The 14,621-nt window shown below is 49.7% G+C and carries 12 protein-coding genes; 8 read left to right on the forward strand and 4 right to left on the reverse strand.

Annotated features, from left to right (window positions below; genetic code table 11):
* The first annotated feature begins 46 nt into the window (after positions 1-46).
* Positions 47-979, forward strand: coding sequence for a 4-hydroxy-3-methylbut-2-enyl diphosphate reductase (gene ispH, locus D568_RS0101955; protein ID WP_020207881.1), 933 nt, complete (start codon positions 47-49; stop codon positions 977-979).
* On the opposite strand, the gene D568_RS0101960 is transcribed toward ispH, so the two are convergent.
* Positions 971-1,498 carry a GspH/FimT family pseudopilin gene (locus D568_RS0101960; RefSeq protein ID WP_020207882.1) on the reverse strand — a complete coding sequence of 176 codons (528 nt, stop codon included), beginning with the start codon at positions 1,496-1,498 and terminating at the stop codon, positions 971-973. The two genes, ispH and D568_RS0101960, sit on opposite strands and share 9 nt — an antisense overlap.
* Before the next feature lie 96 nt (positions 1,499-1,594).
* Here D568_RS0101960 and D568_RS20865 point away from each other — a divergent pair, with 96 nt between their 5' ends.
* Genes D568_RS20865 through D568_RS0101995 form a run of 6 tightly spaced genes read left to right on the forward strand, consistent with a single transcriptional unit; the run spans position 1,595 to position 8,836 of the window.
* Positions 1,595-2,230 (forward strand): GspH/FimT family pseudopilin, encoded by a 636-nt coding sequence (locus tag D568_RS20865; RefSeq protein ID WP_157497596.1) that lies wholly within the window; start codon positions 1,595-1,597, stop codon positions 2,228-2,230.
* The gene (gene pilV / locus D568_RS20870) at positions 2,230-2,634 is read left to right on the forward strand and encodes a type IV pilus modification protein PilV (RefSeq protein WP_020207884.1); all 405 of its coding nucleotides are present in this window, start codon (positions 2,230-2,232) and stop codon (positions 2,632-2,634) included. The genes D568_RS20865 and pilV overlap by 1 nt, the downstream gene beginning before the upstream one ends.
* Positions 2,635-2,637: 3 nt before the next feature.
* On the forward strand, positions 2,638-3,678 hold the full coding sequence (locus D568_RS0101980) for a PilW family protein (protein WP_020207885.1): 1,041 nt from the start codon (positions 2,638-2,640) through the stop codon (positions 3,676-3,678).
* Positions 3,679-3,688: 10 nt separating this feature from the next.
* Entirely contained in the window at positions 3,689-4,207 is a 519-nt protein-coding gene (locus tag D568_RS0101985; protein WP_020207886.1) for a pilus assembly PilX family protein, read from the forward strand.
* A gap of 36 nt (positions 4,208-4,243) precedes the next feature.
* Positions 4,244-8,431 carry a pilus assembly protein gene (locus D568_RS0101990; RefSeq protein WP_020207887.1) on the forward strand — a complete coding sequence of 1,396 codons (4,188 nt, stop codon included), beginning with the start codon at positions 4,244-4,246 and terminating at the stop codon, positions 8,429-8,431.
* Between the two features lie 9 nt (positions 8,432-8,440).
* Positions 8,441-8,836: a type IV pilin protein gene (locus D568_RS0101995; protein ID WP_020207888.1), complete on the forward strand. Its 396-nt coding sequence runs from the start codon at positions 8,441-8,443 to the stop codon at positions 8,834-8,836.
* 45 nt (positions 8,837-8,881) lie between these two features.
* On the opposite strand, the gene D568_RS0102000 is transcribed toward D568_RS0101995, so the two are convergent.
* Together D568_RS0102000 and D568_RS0102005 are read right to left on the reverse strand one after the other, a co-directional pair.
* Positions 8,882-10,258 (reverse strand): sigma-54-dependent transcriptional regulator, encoded by a 1,377-nt coding sequence (locus D568_RS0102000; RefSeq protein ID WP_020207889.1) that lies wholly within the window; start codon positions 10,256-10,258, stop codon positions 8,882-8,884.
* Entirely contained in the window at positions 10,255-11,865 is a 1,611-nt protein-coding gene (locus tag D568_RS0102005) for a sensor histidine kinase (protein WP_020207890.1), read from the reverse strand. Before D568_RS0102005 ends, D568_RS0102000 begins: the two co-directional genes overlap by 4 nt.
* Positions 11,866-11,980: 115 nt before the next feature.
* Here D568_RS0102005 and D568_RS0102010 point away from each other — a divergent pair, with 115 nt between their 5' ends.
* Positions 11,981-13,609 (forward strand): NAD+ synthase, encoded by a 1,629-nt coding sequence (locus D568_RS0102010; protein ID WP_020207891.1) that lies wholly within the window; start codon positions 11,981-11,983, stop codon positions 13,607-13,609.
* Positions 13,610-13,678: 69 nt separating this feature from the next.
* On the opposite strand, the gene D568_RS0102015 is transcribed toward D568_RS0102010, so the two are convergent.
* Positions 13,679-14,581 (reverse strand): outer membrane protein assembly factor BamD, encoded by a 903-nt coding sequence (locus D568_RS0102015; protein ID WP_020207892.1) that lies wholly within the window; start codon positions 14,579-14,581, stop codon positions 13,679-13,681.
* Positions 14,582-14,621: the final 40 nt, after the last annotated feature.

Consider the following 14,621-nt stretch of genomic DNA (forward strand, 5'->3'; position numbering starts at 1 on the left):
GCGTCGGATGCTTGACGCAGTGTTGTAAATCTCATCAGGGCTATTTATGCAAATCAAACTCGCAAATCCCCGTGGCTTTTGCGCCGGTGTAGACCGAGCCATCGACATCGTCAATCGCGCGCTGGATGTGTTCGGCTCGCCGATTTATGTGCGCCATGAGGTGGTGCATAACCGCTATGTGGTAGACGGTTTGCGCGAGCGCGGCGCGGTGTTTGTGGAAGAGCTGCACGAAGTCCCCGATGACGTTATTGTGATTTTCAGCGCGCATGGCGTTTCACAAGCGGTGCGTAACGAGGCCGATGCGCGCAAGCTAAAAGTCTTTGATGCCACCTGCCCACTGGTGACCAAAGTGCACATGGAAGTGACGCGCTATTCCCGCGAAGGGCGTGAGTGCATTTTGATTGGTCACGAGGGTCATCCGGAAGTTGAAGGCACCATGGGCCAGTACGACGACAGTAATGGCGGTTGTATTTATCTGGTTGAAGATGAAGACGATGTTGCGGCGCTTGAAGTGAAAGACGCTACTAAGCTGGCGTATGTCACCCAGACGACTTTGTCGATGGATGACACGGCCAAAATCATCGAGGCGCTGCGGGCCAAGTTCCCACTGATTGAAGGCCCGCGCAAAGACGATATCTGCTACGCCACCACCAACCGCCAGGACGCTGTGCGTCAACTGGCTTTAGAGAGTGACTTGGTGCTGGTGGTTGGCTCCCCCAATAGCTCGAACTCCAACCGCCTGCGAGAGCTGGCCGAACGCTGCGGCGCCGAGGCTTATTTAATCGATTGCCCTGAGCAAATTGAAGACGCCTGGCTCGATGGTAAAAAGCAGGTGGGCATTACCGCTGGCGCGTCGGCGCCCGAGGCGTTGGTGCAGCAGGTAATTCAGCATCTGGTCAGTAAAGGCGCTGAAGGTTCGCAAGAGGTGGACGGCATACCGGAAAATATTCGTTTTTCGTTACCCAAAGAATTACGTTGAGGAAGCGCATTCCTCTTGGCTTAAGGATTCCCTGCGAAACCTACCGCCCCGCGACAGCACCAGTGCATAACCCGGCCCCTCATCGTCAGGGCATATTGTAATGGTTCCAGCCTGAAAAGCGCCTTCTTCTTTGCCGCTGGCCCAGCGGCTTTCTCCTGTCCCTAAGTAAGAGATGTAGTCCTGCAGCGGACGATTGCCGTTCACCTGAATCGATTCGTGTAGCTCGCTGTGGCTAAGCAACAGTTGCTCGCCATCATCCAGCAGGCCATTGTGATTCTCGTCGTAAAAAATCTGCCAGCCATCGTTCCAGGTGGGGTTGGCGATCATTGTCACCCGCCTGTTAGCTTTGACTGCGTATGAACGTGCAGCTTGGGTTGCGTCGAAAAACGCCCACGCTGTGGACTCGGTGCGTAAATCGCGTATTAAGCGTTCAAAGGCAGGGACGGCTATAGCTAGCAGTACCGCAGTTATGGTCAGTGTGGCCATTAACTCAATCAGGGTAAATCCGTGAGGCTTCATGGCTGCATCCTTGTTTTATGAGTGGCGCGTCCGTTTATTCTTCCGTGATGACCGCATATCACCGGCTAGCAGTAAAAGCCCCAGCGCTGTGATAGTTTGAAAAATATAGTAAGTGAAAATAGCCACGTCAAACGCATGGCAACCTACAACAAAAGGGAGTATGGCTCGTTGAAAATCATTAATCCCCGAGGGCAACAGGGTTTTACCCTGATTGAGCTAATGATCACATTGGTCGTAGCGGCTATCCTGATCGCTATTGCTGCCCCCAATTTTACCAATTTGATTCTCAATAACCGTTCTGATGGGTTAGGCGAAGAACTTGCTGCTGCGCTCCAAGGAACCAAGGCCGAGGCGGTCAAGCGCGGCCGCCGGGTCAGTTTATGCGCAAGCAATAATGCCGGCACAGCGTGCGCCGCAGACTGGACCAACGGTTGGTTAATATTTGTAGACGATGCCGTATCAGACGCCGCTGCAACACCTGTGGTTGCAGATGTGCTGCGCCATATCAACGATGTACACGATGATGCGGTTATTACCGCAACCAACAACGGAGCCAATGTGGGTTTTGTGCGTTACACCAGCACAGGACAGTTAGCGCGTATTAACGGCCCTGCCAATACGGCACCTGTAATTTTCAATGTCCGGGTTGATGGTTGTGTGGGTGAAAGGCAGCGTGAAATCACAATTGGTGTGGCGGGAATGATGGATGTAGATAAAGTGGAGTGTCCGTAATGACGACAAGTGAATTTTACAGAGGGCGCGAAACCGGTGTTGGCTTGATCGAAGTACTGGTTACTGTGCTGGTCTTGTCCACCGCTCTGATGGCCCTGGCCGCCCTGCAAACTCGTTCCTTGCAGTACAACAGTAGTGCTTATCTGCGCTCTCAAGCGAATATTATTGCCTACGATATTCTTGAGCAAATGCGCGCCTCATCTACGGCCGATTCCGTAGTCAAGGGCGGTGCCGTAGTCGAACCTGATGTTGAAGCACTGGCTGCGCAATTGCCAGGCGGTGAAGGGGAGGTGGAGTGTGCTGCACGAGTTTGTACCGTTCGATTGGTTTGGAGTGAGCCCACGGCCAACCAGGCGGGCGATGACATTGAGAAAACCACATTCGAGTATGTTTCAAGGATTTAATAAATGAATAGGAATAAGCAAACAGGCTTGTCACTGGTCGAACTCATGATCGCCATCACCATTGGCCTGGTGCTGATGACGGGTGTAGTGCAAATGTTCATTTCCAGTAAATCCGTGTTTACTACGCAGCAAGGGTTATCTCGTTTGCAGGAGACTGGTCGCTTAGCGGTTGAGTTTATCAGCCGGGATTTACGCCAGTCGGGATTCTTAGGTTGCATGTACCCCACCGCTTGGAATATTGACTCTACATTAAACCCAGGACATACCTTTAGCCCCGGGTTCGATTTTAATCAGTCAATGAATGTTTATGCTCATGATGCAGTACCGGGAAATATTCCTCTTGCTCCTAATCCCGTTGAAGATACCCCCGTGCTGGTACTTTATGCCGCCAGCGGCGATTCCGCAAATGTGAGCCGGACTAATACTGCCAATACCGTTTTTGTGAATTTAACTTCTGGTGCTGGGACGGTTTGCCCCAGCGGAATTTGTGCGAACGACATCGTTGTTATTTCTGATTGCGATAAAGCCAAAATCTTTCAGGTTACTGCTGTTAATGAGAGTGGGGCTGAGGTCGCGCTTAGACATGACGCGGGTGCTGCCCCTGGTAATAGTCGACCTATCTGGGGTGGAGACCCTAATAATTTGACAGAAACTTTCGAAAAAGAGTCGGATGCCGAGGTGTTTAAGTTAAATCGTGTTGCGTATTACATCGGCGAAGATGCTGATGGCAACCCCGGTTTGTATCAACAAACGAACCTAGACCCGTCTTTCGAGTTGCTGCGTGGCGTTGAAAATCTCAATATTTTGATTGGCTTAGACACTAATGGAGACAGGGCGGCAGATGATTACGTTGCTCCAGCCCCAGCTCTGAATTGGGAAAATGCGGTGGCTGCTCGTATTGAAGTGCTGGTTCAGACACCTGACGACAACGCCACAAATGAAGAACAAACCTATGAGTTTGCGGGTAACGAAGTAACAGCAGACGATAATCGGATTCGCCAGGTGTTTACCACGACGGTAGGCATCAGAAGTCGACTGCCTTAGGAGTTGTGACATGAAACATCTTGAACTTTATACGGCTCAACGGGGCGCGACGTTAATTGTTGGCCTCATTATGGTACTAGTGATGAGTGTCATTGGTTTGTCCGCTATCAGGGGCAGCGGCCTTCAAGAGCAAATGGCCGGTAATATGCGTGACCGGCAATTAGCGTTCCAAGCCTCTGAAGCTGCCCTGCGCGAGGCGGAAACTGAACTTGAAGTGCCTGTGCCACCTATTGGCAATCCGGGGTTTGAAGAGTCGCTAAACTTATCCAGTACAGCTTATTGGTTGGATTTTGAGTCGAATTGGGCGGCTATGGCTACAAGCTACTCGGAAGCTTTACCTCATATCAAAGAGCGCCCCAGCTTTTTAGTTGAAGAAATTAAATTTTATTCCAGCGGCTTAGATGGCAGCTCGGTAGACTTGGCGAGCTTACTGGCCAAGGGTATGGAAACACGCTACAGAGTCACTACCCGATCTACTGGTGGCTCAACCGATGCCAATGTCATTCTTCAGTCCACTTACCGAAACTAATTATCAGCGCTTATATAAGCAATATGGAGTCTTGTCATGAACACGGCAAAATGGATCACTAAATTAAACCGAATTGTTACAGCGGGTTTTGTAGGGTTGCTGTCTTTAGGAACTGTCCATTCGGTGCACGCTATTAACCTGCACCAATCCCCGTTGTTTTTGGCACAGCCTGTATTGCCAATTATGATGCTGAACTTGTCTGTGGATCATCAGCTCTTTTTTAAAGCTTATGATGATTACTCAGACTTGGATGGCGATAAGGAAGGCGGGGATCCGGAGGCTGAAATCACCTACGAGGATAGCGTCGATTATTACGGATACTTTGATAGCGAGAAGTGTTACACGCACACAGGCAGCTACTTTCAAGAATCGAGTAATGGCTCTGGCACTAACAATCATTATTGCGGCGGAGCAAGTGAATGGAGTGGTAACTTTCTGAATTGGGCCACCATGACTCGAATGGATGCCGTAAGAAAAATTCTTTACGGCGGTAAACGCGCCACCGATGATCCCAATACAACCATTCTTGAACGTGCATTTTTGCCGCAAGATGCACACTCGTTTGCTAAATACTACAACGGCTCGGACGTTAAAAAACTGGTTCCTTCTGAATTTGTGGGGAGCGGTTCCGCTGAAGAAAGTGGTATTACCATTTGTAATACCACTAAAGGTACTGGCCAATCCCAAAATGTGTTAACTGATCCGTTAATGCGAATTGTTAAGGGCAATTATTCGCTATGGGCGAGTAATGAACGTTTTCAGTGCCGTTTAAGTGGCGAAACCAGCGGTAGTCAGGGTAAAAACGGAAATAATGCGACGGCCTCTGGTATTAATGCTTACGGCGACTCGCCCAGCGCCTCTAAAGACCTGCCTGTGTTGGTAAAAGTTTGTGAAACGGCCGACTTGGAGAAAGGTTGTAAAGAGTACGAAAGCGGTAGTGTTAAACCTATAGGCTTGTTGCAAGAGTACGGCGAATCTGAGCAAATTAAATTCGGTTTAATGACAGGTTCTTATAAAAATAACAAATCCGGCGGTGTGCTACGTAAGCCCGCCAGTACCATGACCGATGAAATCGATCTTGAAACCGGAGTGTTTAAAACGCCCGCCAGTGGGTACAGTATTATTGGTACCTTAGACGCAATAAGAATTGCGCGCTATAACTTCAGCGACGGACGGTATAACGTCACGGACTCCTGCCCCTGGGGTAGAAATAGCTTTAGTAGCGGGAACTGTACAAACTGGGGCAACCCTCAGTCTGAAATTTATTTGGAGTCTTTGCGCTACTTGGCGGGTAATTTAGGACCAATGTTTAGTGCCAATGATTCGCAAATTGGTGGTGTATTAGCGGACCTAAAAGAAGCCAGTTGGTCTGATCCCCTCGATTCTAATACGTATTGTGCCCCCTTGAGCGTTATGCAGTTCAACGCGTCTACCAGCTCTTACGATCACGATCAAGTAGATGCCGGTTTTGCCAGTATATCGAATGGTGAGAGTTTGTCGGCGCTTCTTACAAAAATTGGTAGCGGCTCAGGGAGTGGGAATGAAGTCATCAATGGTACTTCGCGATATGTGGGTAGTATTGGTGTCAATACAGTTGATGACGGTCTATGTACTGCTAAAACAGTTTCAAGCCTGAATAATGTCACGGGTACTTGCCCGGATGCCCCGCGACTTGAAGGCAGCTATAAAATAGCGGCTTTGGCTTATCATGCCAGGTTAAATGGAATCCGCTCAAATAGGGAAACTGTAAGAACTTTTGGTGTGTCCTTGGCGCCTGCTGTGCCTTTAGTGACGATTCCTGTTCCGGGCAAAGGAACAAACGTTACTATTCAGCCCGCCTGTCAAAACAGCTCGATAGGTGGTAACTGTGCAATTGTTGATTTTAAAATTGTAGAGCAAAATCACGGGGGCTCCGCGAACACAGGCTTGTTCTATGTTAACTGGGAAGACAGCGAGCAAGGTGGTGACTTTGACCAGGATATGTGGGGGGTGCTTGAGTACAAAGTTACCTCATCAAAAATTACAATAACTACGGATACAATTGCTGACAGTACACCCGACAAAATGGGGTTCGGTTACGTAATTGGGGGTACTCTCGGTAAAGATGGATTCCATGCCCATAGTGGCGCAAACGGGTTCACCTCTAGTTTTGGATTAGGAAAAAAATGCAATAATTGCACTACTTCCAATGGCCCCAGTTCACAGGATTTTGAGATTGGAACTTCTAGCGCCTTGCCATTGCAGCAGCCTTTATATTACGCCGCTCGCTGGGGTGGCTTCGATACCCTTGATGAGAATGGTAATGAAGTCACCATGCCAAGTGGTGTGGATACACCTTCGTATTTTTATGCGACAGACCCTGCGAGTTTAGCGGAAGATGTTCGTAAAGCATTGGAGACGGCTATTGAAGGGGCTGGCGCTGCAACAGCTGTTGCTACTAACTCAACACGGTTAAGTGGTGACTCGGTGGCTTTTCAGGCGACATTCGATACTGCTAATTGGCACGGCAACCTAGTGGCGGCCAAACTTGGCGAAGAATCACTTGGGGCAAAAGTATGGTCGGCGGCCAATAAATTGCCTAGTCCTAATAACCGTAATATTTGGACTCATGACGGTAATGAAGCGGTTGCGTTCGAGTGGGGTAATCTCAATAGGCAGCAAAGAAGAACATTAAACGGCGGGCGCAACGGTGATAATTTAGGGCGGGAGCGAGTAGCTTGGACGCGAGGAGAAAGTATTGCCGGTATGAGAGAGCGAGGCGCTGATCAGCTGCTGGGCGATATTGTTAACTCTAGCCCTAAATTGGCCGCGAGTCAGAATTATGGTTTCGCGCGTTCTAAGGCGGACGGTCATGATACCTATGAGACTTTTGTTGAAAGTAAAACCGAGCAAACCGTGTTTGTGGGAGCAAATGATGGCATGTTGCATGCCTTTGATGCCGGTACCGGTGTAGAAAAATTCGCTTATATTCCCTCTACGGTTTACGAACAACTGAAAATACGCACGGATGAAAATTATGGTAGCTCATTTAACCCTCACCAATATTCTGTAGACGGGCAAATCTTTGTTGGGGATGCTTTTATAGATGGTCGAGGTTGGAGAACTATTTTGGTGGGTACCCTTGGTGCCGGGGGTAAGGGGATTTTTGCTCTGGATGTAACCGAATTGTCTGACTTTGACGAAGACAATGTGCTATTTGAATATAACTCGGATAACCAGCCGGAAATTGGCAATATCACCAGCACCCCTGTAATTGCACCTATGCCCGATGGTAGCTGGGCAATTATTACCGGCAACGGCTACAACAGTAACAGTGGTAAAGCTCAGTTAGTGATTATTCCTCTAGATGGTAGTTTTTCGCCGACTTTTGTAGATACAGGTGTCGGGGGTGATAACGGGCTTAGTGAGCCGGCTATTTCTGTAGGTGGGGGGTTTTTAGCTCAATATGCCTATGCTGGTGATTTAAAAGGCAATATGTATAAGTTCGACCTTGGTTCTAAGTCTCTTGACTATAAACTGTTTACAACAAAAAATAATCGACCTATTACGTCGGCACCCGTGCTAGGCGTTAACCCTTATCCCATCGGCAGCGGTCAGCCAGCTACGATGGTCTACTTTGGGACAGGAAGTTATTTGGCTAAGAGTGATCTTGACGACACAGAAGAGCAAAGTTTTTATGGTATCAAAGATGCCGGTAGGGGGGTCGATCAGTCTGACTTATTTGAAAAAAGTATCACTTCGCAGTCTTCTGCTGGCCGTCAAGTACTAGAGGGTGATACAGGTCCTGACAACAAAGAGTTGGATTGGGATAAGTGGGAAGGTTGGTATTTAGATTTTGATAGAGACCTTGGCGAACGGGTGGTTGATAAACCTATTCTGTTATACGATCGAGTCATCTTCCCAACGGTAATACCTACCGAAAGCCCTTGTGACTTTGGTGGTAAAAGCTGGATTATGGCGTTGATAGGTGTTGGGGGGCTTTATAACTCTTACTCGCCATTTGAACCTGAGATACCGGATGGTGGTACCGGTGGCGACTCTGATGCCCCAGAGGGAGTATCAGATGACACTCTCACTAAACTTTCAAATCCCACAGAAGGTGGTGCGCCTTGTGGTGGCGGCACCTTCATTATTCGTCAAAACAGTGATGGTACTGTTGAGTATATCTGTACCGGTGAGCCAGATGTGGTGAAAGGTCGGCAGAGTTGGCGCCAGTTGCAATAAGGGTTTTTTATGAAACAACAAAAAGGCTTTACGTTAATTGAGGTGATGATTGTGGTGGCGATTGTGGGGATTATCGCCGCCATTGCGGTACCCTCATATTTGGATAGCATCCGCAAGTCCAACCGCGCGGATGCAAAAGCATCCTTAACCAATGCGGCACATCAGATGCAGCGATGCTATACCTTAAATCATTCCTATACCGGTTGCCCTATGCTGGGTACGTCGCGGTCGGCCGAGGATTTTTACGAGATTAGTGTTGCAGTGACGGACGGTGGTGCGGGCTTCACTGCCACGGCAAGGCCCGATAAGGCGCCGCAGACGGGTGACTCGGATTGCACCAGTTTGACCTTGAACAATCTGGGGCAGAAAAATGCATCGCCAAATACTGAGGGGCGGTGCTGGTAGTTTTTTGGGTAGGTTGCTCGTGAATAAGGCCCGCTGTTGCGGGCCTTATTCTTTATCCAGCCCCAGTTTTTGCAGACGATAGCGCAGTGAGCGAAAGGTAATACCTAATTTTTTCGCGGTTTGTGTTTTGTTCCAGCGGCAAGACTCCAGCGTGTTGCACAGGATATCCCGCTCGATGTCCTCCAGATATTCATCCAGCGAGTTGTGCTCTAGGCAACGATGGTAATAGTCCGGCGCTCCGTTGGAGCCTCCTGTGCTCAGAGACGGCTTCGGCGATGATTCCGGTAAATGTAAATCCTCTGCATTGATTGTGTCTCCCTCGCATAACGTAAAAGCCCGCTCAAGGATGTTCTCCAGCTCCCGCACGTTACCTGGAAATGGATAATGAGTTAATGTTTTTAGTGCACTTGGAGCAAGTGTTGGGGCGGGCATATCCGCCGATTCTGCAATTTTAAACAACAGTTGATTGGCCAATGGCGGAATGTCTTCCTGGCGGTGACGTAATGCAGGGACGTTTAACTGAATAACATTCAGACGATAGAACAAGTCTTGCCGAAAGCGCCCGTGGGAGACTTCGTCTTCCAGGTTTTTATGGGTGGCGCATAGGATACGCACATCGGTTTTAACTTCTCCGGTTGCGCCAACAGGTCGCACCGACTTTTCTTGAATAGCTCTAAGTAACTTCACTTGCATATCGAGGGGCAAGTCGGCCACCTCATCAAAAAATAATGTTCCACCCTCCGCAGCTTTGAATAAGCCTGGCTTGTCTTGATGAGCGCCGGTGAAGCTGCCTTTTACATGGCCAAACAATTCACTTTCTAGTAGTTCTCGAGGTATGGCGCCACAGTTAACCGCAATAAACGGGTTGTGGGCTCGGGGGCTAAGGTGGTGAATGGAGCGAGCCGCCAGTTCTTTACCAGCGCCTGACTCACCACTAATGTAAACCGGCGCCTGAGATCGGGCGAGTTTACGAATGCTGTTGTTAAGCTTTTGCATGACCGGGGATTCGCCGGTAATCGCTATTTCTGAAGGGGGGTGGACGCCTGAGATTTGTGTGGATTGTATGGCGCTACTGACGAGATTTCTTAGGGTGCTTAGGTCTACAGGCTTTGAGATGAAATCAAAGGCGCCGGCTTTCATTGAGTCTATTGCAACGTCGATATTGCCGTGGGCGGTAATAACTGCCACCGGCAATCGCGGTTGATGTTGTTGTATATATTCCACAATTTCCAAACCATTACCGTCTGGCAATTTCATGTCGGTTAGGCATATTGAAAAATCTCGCTCTTGCAATATTTTTTTGGCATCGCTGATGCTATCCGTGCTGAATGTTTCAATCTGCATGCGCCCCAAGGTAATTTCCAGCAGCTCTCGGATATCTGGTTCGTCGTCAATGACAAGGGCGGTTACGGCGTCACTCATTTTTGTACCTTATCGGGATGGGCAAACTGAATGGTAAAGCAGCTTGGCTGTTCTTCGTCACACAAGTATTCAATTACTGCCTGGTTGGCCTCGCATAATTCTTTGCAAATAAACAAGCCCAAGCCGGAGCCATTGTTTTCGGTGGTGAAAAACGGTTCAAAAATATGTTTTTGATTTTCAGGTGCAATTCCAGGCCCGTTATCGATGACTTTTAAACTGGGGGTGTCGCGACGTTTTTCTACGCTTAATTCAATGGTGACGGGATGTTGGATGCCTGCTTTGTTTGTGTAGCGCAGAGCATTACTGATCAGGTTTGAAAGAATTTGTTGTAGTTGTGTGGGGTCAAACTGCACATAAATTTCTGAGCTTCTAGACAGTAACTTAATGTGATTGTGGTGTTCACAATCTCGGTCAAGAAAGCCTCGCATAAATTGATTGAGTTCGATGGTCGTTGGTGAGGCCGGACTGCGTCTAGACACTTGCAGTATATTCTCAATAATTTGATTGACTCGCTGGGTTTGGTCATTAATGATCTCAAGCAGTCGAATATCGGCAAAGTTAATGTCGGATGATTCCCCCAGTAATTGGCTGGCGTGGGAAATGGCGCTCAAGGGGTTGCGAATTTCGTGAGCAATGCTTGCGGTTAATCGCCCGAGTGAGGCTAATTTAAGTTGCTGCGCTTGCTGGGCAATAGCGCGGTTGTCTTCAATAAACACCAGTGTGTCTTCATCTTTACCAAGTTCTAAATTCGCCAGGCTGATTTTAAGCTCGTTAGCGCTGCCTGTGGTGGTACTGATAATCGTACTCCCTTGTTGAGGGTCGCGTGATTTTCGCCATTGCTGCAGAGAGGCATGAATAGCGGGTAGGTGGGTAAGAGTCAGGTTATGCTCTGGTTCGGCGTTAATTCCTAACAACGATTGCGCGGCATCGTTTACCAGTGCTACATCATCGTGTTTATCTAACACAATAATTCCGGTACGCATGCGCTCAACGATTAATCGAGCTAGCTTTTGTAAATGAGCAACATGCTCAGCTTGTGCTTTTAGCTCGGCGGTACTGCGGCGAATTTTTCCGGTAACGTGCTGAAAGGTGAAAGCCGTGATGAAAATTAATGCTCCCAAAGAACCTGCAGCGAATAACGACTTGGTATCAATGCCGGTTATAGCATGGTGAGCAATACTCTCACCTATAAGAGCTAAGGTGGCCATTGCAGCCATAAAAATAGCCAGTTGTGCAGGCAGTAGCATACCCGCAGCGGCAACGGACACTATCATTAAGTAGCCCAGGCCACTGGTGGCACCGCCGCTGGCAAACATCATTAATGAGATGGCACAGACATCAAAGGCAACGGCAATGAAACGTTGTCGCAAGCTGGGGGGCGCTCGGTAATGCCAAAGCCCCAGAAGCGACAGGACATTGAGAATGGTATAACTCCAGCAGCTGTAAAAAAACAAGGTCTCGTGCTCACTGCCAAGTAGGTTGGTGAGGACATCGCTTTCAAATATCAATAGTAATAAGCAGCCGAGGAATACGCGGTAATAGGTGTAGACGCGCAATAGCTGGTAGGGATCGTAACCTTGTTCTAGTGTGTTAGGTCTTGAATTCATGGATATTGATTACCGCCCAAGGAGTTGAGGCATTGTACAGCATAGCGCCGCTTTGCTTAATCTGGCACTTTAGCGGAAAATACCGACTGATTTTAAGGTGGTAGAGAGTAGAGACATGGAAAATCTGGTGATCGCAAAAGCGCAGATTAATTTATTGGTAGGCGATATCCCTGGCAACACTGAAAAAGTGATCGAGGTGGCGCGCGAAGCGCTGCAAGCGCATGCAGCCGATGCCATTGTTTTTCCCGAGTTGACCTTAACTGGTTACCCGCCTGAAGACTTATTGCTGCGCCCGAGCCTGCAACTGCGGATTGATCGCGCGCTGGCGGAATTAAAAGCTGCTGACCTCCCTCTTGCCATCGTTTTGGGTTACCCCAAAGTGGTGGCAGGCCGTGTATTTAATATGGCCGGTGTCATAAGCCATGGCAAGCTGGTGGCAGAGTATGCCAAACAACATCTGCCCAATTACCAAGTGTTTGATGAGGTGCGCTACTTCGTGCCGGGGGATGCACCCTGTGTCTTTGATTTGCAAGGAACACCGACGGCTCTGACCATCTGTGAAGACATTTGGCACAGCGAGCCTATGTTGCAAGCCCGTGAAGCCGGTGCGCGGTTGATGCTGAATTTGAACGCGTCGCCTTTCCATCAAGGCAAGGCCGGTGAGCGCGAGGCATTGCTGGCCCGCCGTGCGGTAGAGGGCGCTATGCCCATTGTTTACACCAACCTGGTGGGAGGGCAAGACGAGCTTATCTTTGATGGCGGCTCGATGTCAGTGGATCAGCAGGGCAAGCTCTGTCAGCGTTCGCCTTTGTTTTGCGAAACCGTTGCCTGCAGTACTTTTGTCCGCGATGGTAACACCCTTACCTTGGCCGAGTCCGATCTGGCATCGCAGCCATCGCGGCTAGAGGCAGTGTATCAGGCGCTGGTGCTGGGCTTGCGCGACTATGTCAATAAAAATGGCTTTCGCGGTGTGGTACTTGGCTTGTCGGGCGGTATAGATTCAGCTTTAACCTTAGCCATAGCGGTTGAAGCGCTGGGCGCTGATCGCGTAGAGGCGGTGATGATGCCGTTTCGCTACACCTCGGACCTGAGTAAAAACGATGCAGCTGCTCAGGCCGAGACTTTGGGTGTGCGCTATCAGTCCATCAGCATTGAGCCCATGTACGAAGCGTTTATGGCGGCGTTGGCCGATGAGTTTGCAGGCCGCGATGCCGATACCACCGAAGAGAACCTTCAAGCGCGCTGCAGGGGCGTATTGTTGATGGCAATCTCTAACAAAAAAGGCTATCTGGTATTAACAACCGGCAATAAAAGTGAGCTGGCTGTGGGTTACTCAACGTTGTACGGAGATATGGCCGGCGGCTTTGATGCCTTAAAGGACGTACCAAAAACCCTGGTGTTCGAGTTGGCCCGCCACTGCAACCGTGAGCGCGAGATTATTCCTGAAACCGTTATTACCCGCCCACCATCGGCCGAGCTGGCACCCGATCAGAAGGACGAGGATTCACTGCCTCCTTACGACGTTCTGGATGAAATTCTGGCACTGTACGTCGAGCGAGATTACAGTGCTGATCAAATCATTCGCGAGGGTTTTAACGCTGAAGATGTACGACGGGTTGTGCGTCTGGTGGACATCAACGAATACAAGCGTCGCCAAAGTCCTATTGGCCCACGCATTACCACTCGCGGCTTTGGGCGCGACCGTCGTTATCCCATAACCTCGGGCTGGAAAGCAGGGGAGTGAGGAGGACTGTCGGTCGTCAAGATATCGATAGAGGATAAGAAAAAGGGGCCGTTTGGCCCCTTGCTGTATTTATTGTGTTGCCCGCGGCGCGTCTTGGTATTGGGGGTCGAATACTCTGCGCGAATCGAAACCGCGCGGGTCGCGTTTGTCGAATAAACCGAAGGTGACCTTGCTGATCCAGCTGCGGTCTTCAACGTCCCCGTGCTGAAAGTTGAAATCACCGTTTCGGTCAAACGCTGGGTGATCTGGGTAGTTGAGGCGTAATACGGCCAGACTGCGATCAGACAGTTCGTCCATCTCCAATAGGTGATAGCCTTGTACCATCACTGCGAGGGCATCAGGTACGGCCGGTGTGCCCTGGAAGTTTTCCAGCACATATTGGCCGCGCTTTACGGATGCCAGGTAAGCGCCGCGTTTAAAGTAGTAGTTGGCCACATGAATTTCGTAGCGCGCCAGGCGGTTACGCAGGTACAGCATGCGTTTTTTCGCATCCTGGGCGTAGGAGCTATCAGGGTAGCGATTGAGCAGTTGCGTGAAGTAAGCCAGAGACTCACGTGCCGCGCCCGGGTCGCGCTGGGTTTGGTCCAGCGGCGTAATGCTGGCGAGGAAGTTTTCGTCTTTGTCGTAAGCCGCTAAGCCCTTCATATAATAGGCGTAATCTACGTTGCGGTGTTGCGGATGCAGGCGAATAAAGCGGTCAGCCGATACCGTGGCGGCATCCGGGTCGCCCGAGCGGTAGTAGGCGTAAATCAGCTCTAGCTGGGCTTGCTCGGCATACTTGCCGAACGGAAAGTGCTCTTCCAAAAGTTGTAGTGAGCGAATGGCGCTATCCCAGCGACTGCTGCTCATCTGGCGCATGGCCTGTTCGTACAAATCAGCTTCAGAGGTAAAGTCCTGTCGCTCTCCGTTGGATGAACAGGCGCTGAGCAGCAGAACCAACAGGCCACTCAAAAGAAAAACAGACGCTCGCATAGGGTTATAGCTCACAATTCGTTATCATCTCGCATCACAG

Source organism: Gilvimarinus chinensis DSM 19667, assembly GCF_000377745.1.
GTDB lineage: Bacteria > Pseudomonadota > Gammaproteobacteria > Pseudomonadales > Cellvibrionaceae > Gilvimarinus > Gilvimarinus chinensis.

Coding starts and splice junctions, on each gene's coding strand:
- ispH (WP_020207881.1), top strand. CDS start 47: ATGCAAATCAAACTCGCAAATCCCCGTGGCTTTTGCGCCGGTGTAGAC.
- D568_RS0101960 (WP_020207882.1), bottom strand. CDS start 1,498: ATGAAGCCTCACGGATTTACCCTGATTGAGTTAATGGCCACACTGACC.
- pilV (WP_020207884.1), top strand. CDS start 2,230: ATGACGACAAGTGAATTTTACAGAGGGCGCGAAACCGGTGTTGGCTTG.
- D568_RS0101980 (WP_020207885.1), top strand. CDS start 2,638: ATGAATAGGAATAAGCAAACAGGCTTGTCACTGGTCGAACTCATGATC.
- D568_RS0101985 (WP_020207886.1), top strand. CDS start 3,689: ATGAAACATCTTGAACTTTATACGGCTCAACGGGGCGCGACGTTAATT.
- D568_RS0101990 (WP_020207887.1), top strand. CDS start 4,244: ATGAACACGGCAAAATGGATCACTAAATTAAACCGAATTGTTACAGCG.
- D568_RS0101995 (WP_020207888.1), top strand. CDS start 8,441: ATGAAACAACAAAAAGGCTTTACGTTAATTGAGGTGATGATTGTGGTG.
- D568_RS0102000 (WP_020207889.1), bottom strand. CDS start 10,258: ATGAGTGACGCCGTAACCGCCCTTGTCATTGACGACGAACCAGATATC.
- D568_RS0102005 (WP_020207890.1), bottom strand. CDS start 11,865: ATGAATTCAAGACCTAACACACTAGAACAAGGTTACGATCCCTACCAG.
- D568_RS0102010 (WP_020207891.1), top strand. CDS start 11,981: ATGGAAAATCTGGTGATCGCAAAAGCGCAGATTAATTTATTGGTAGGC.
- D568_RS0102015 (WP_020207892.1), bottom strand. CDS start 14,581: ATGCGAGCGTCTGTTTTTCTTTTGAGTGGCCTGTTGGTTCTGCTGCTC.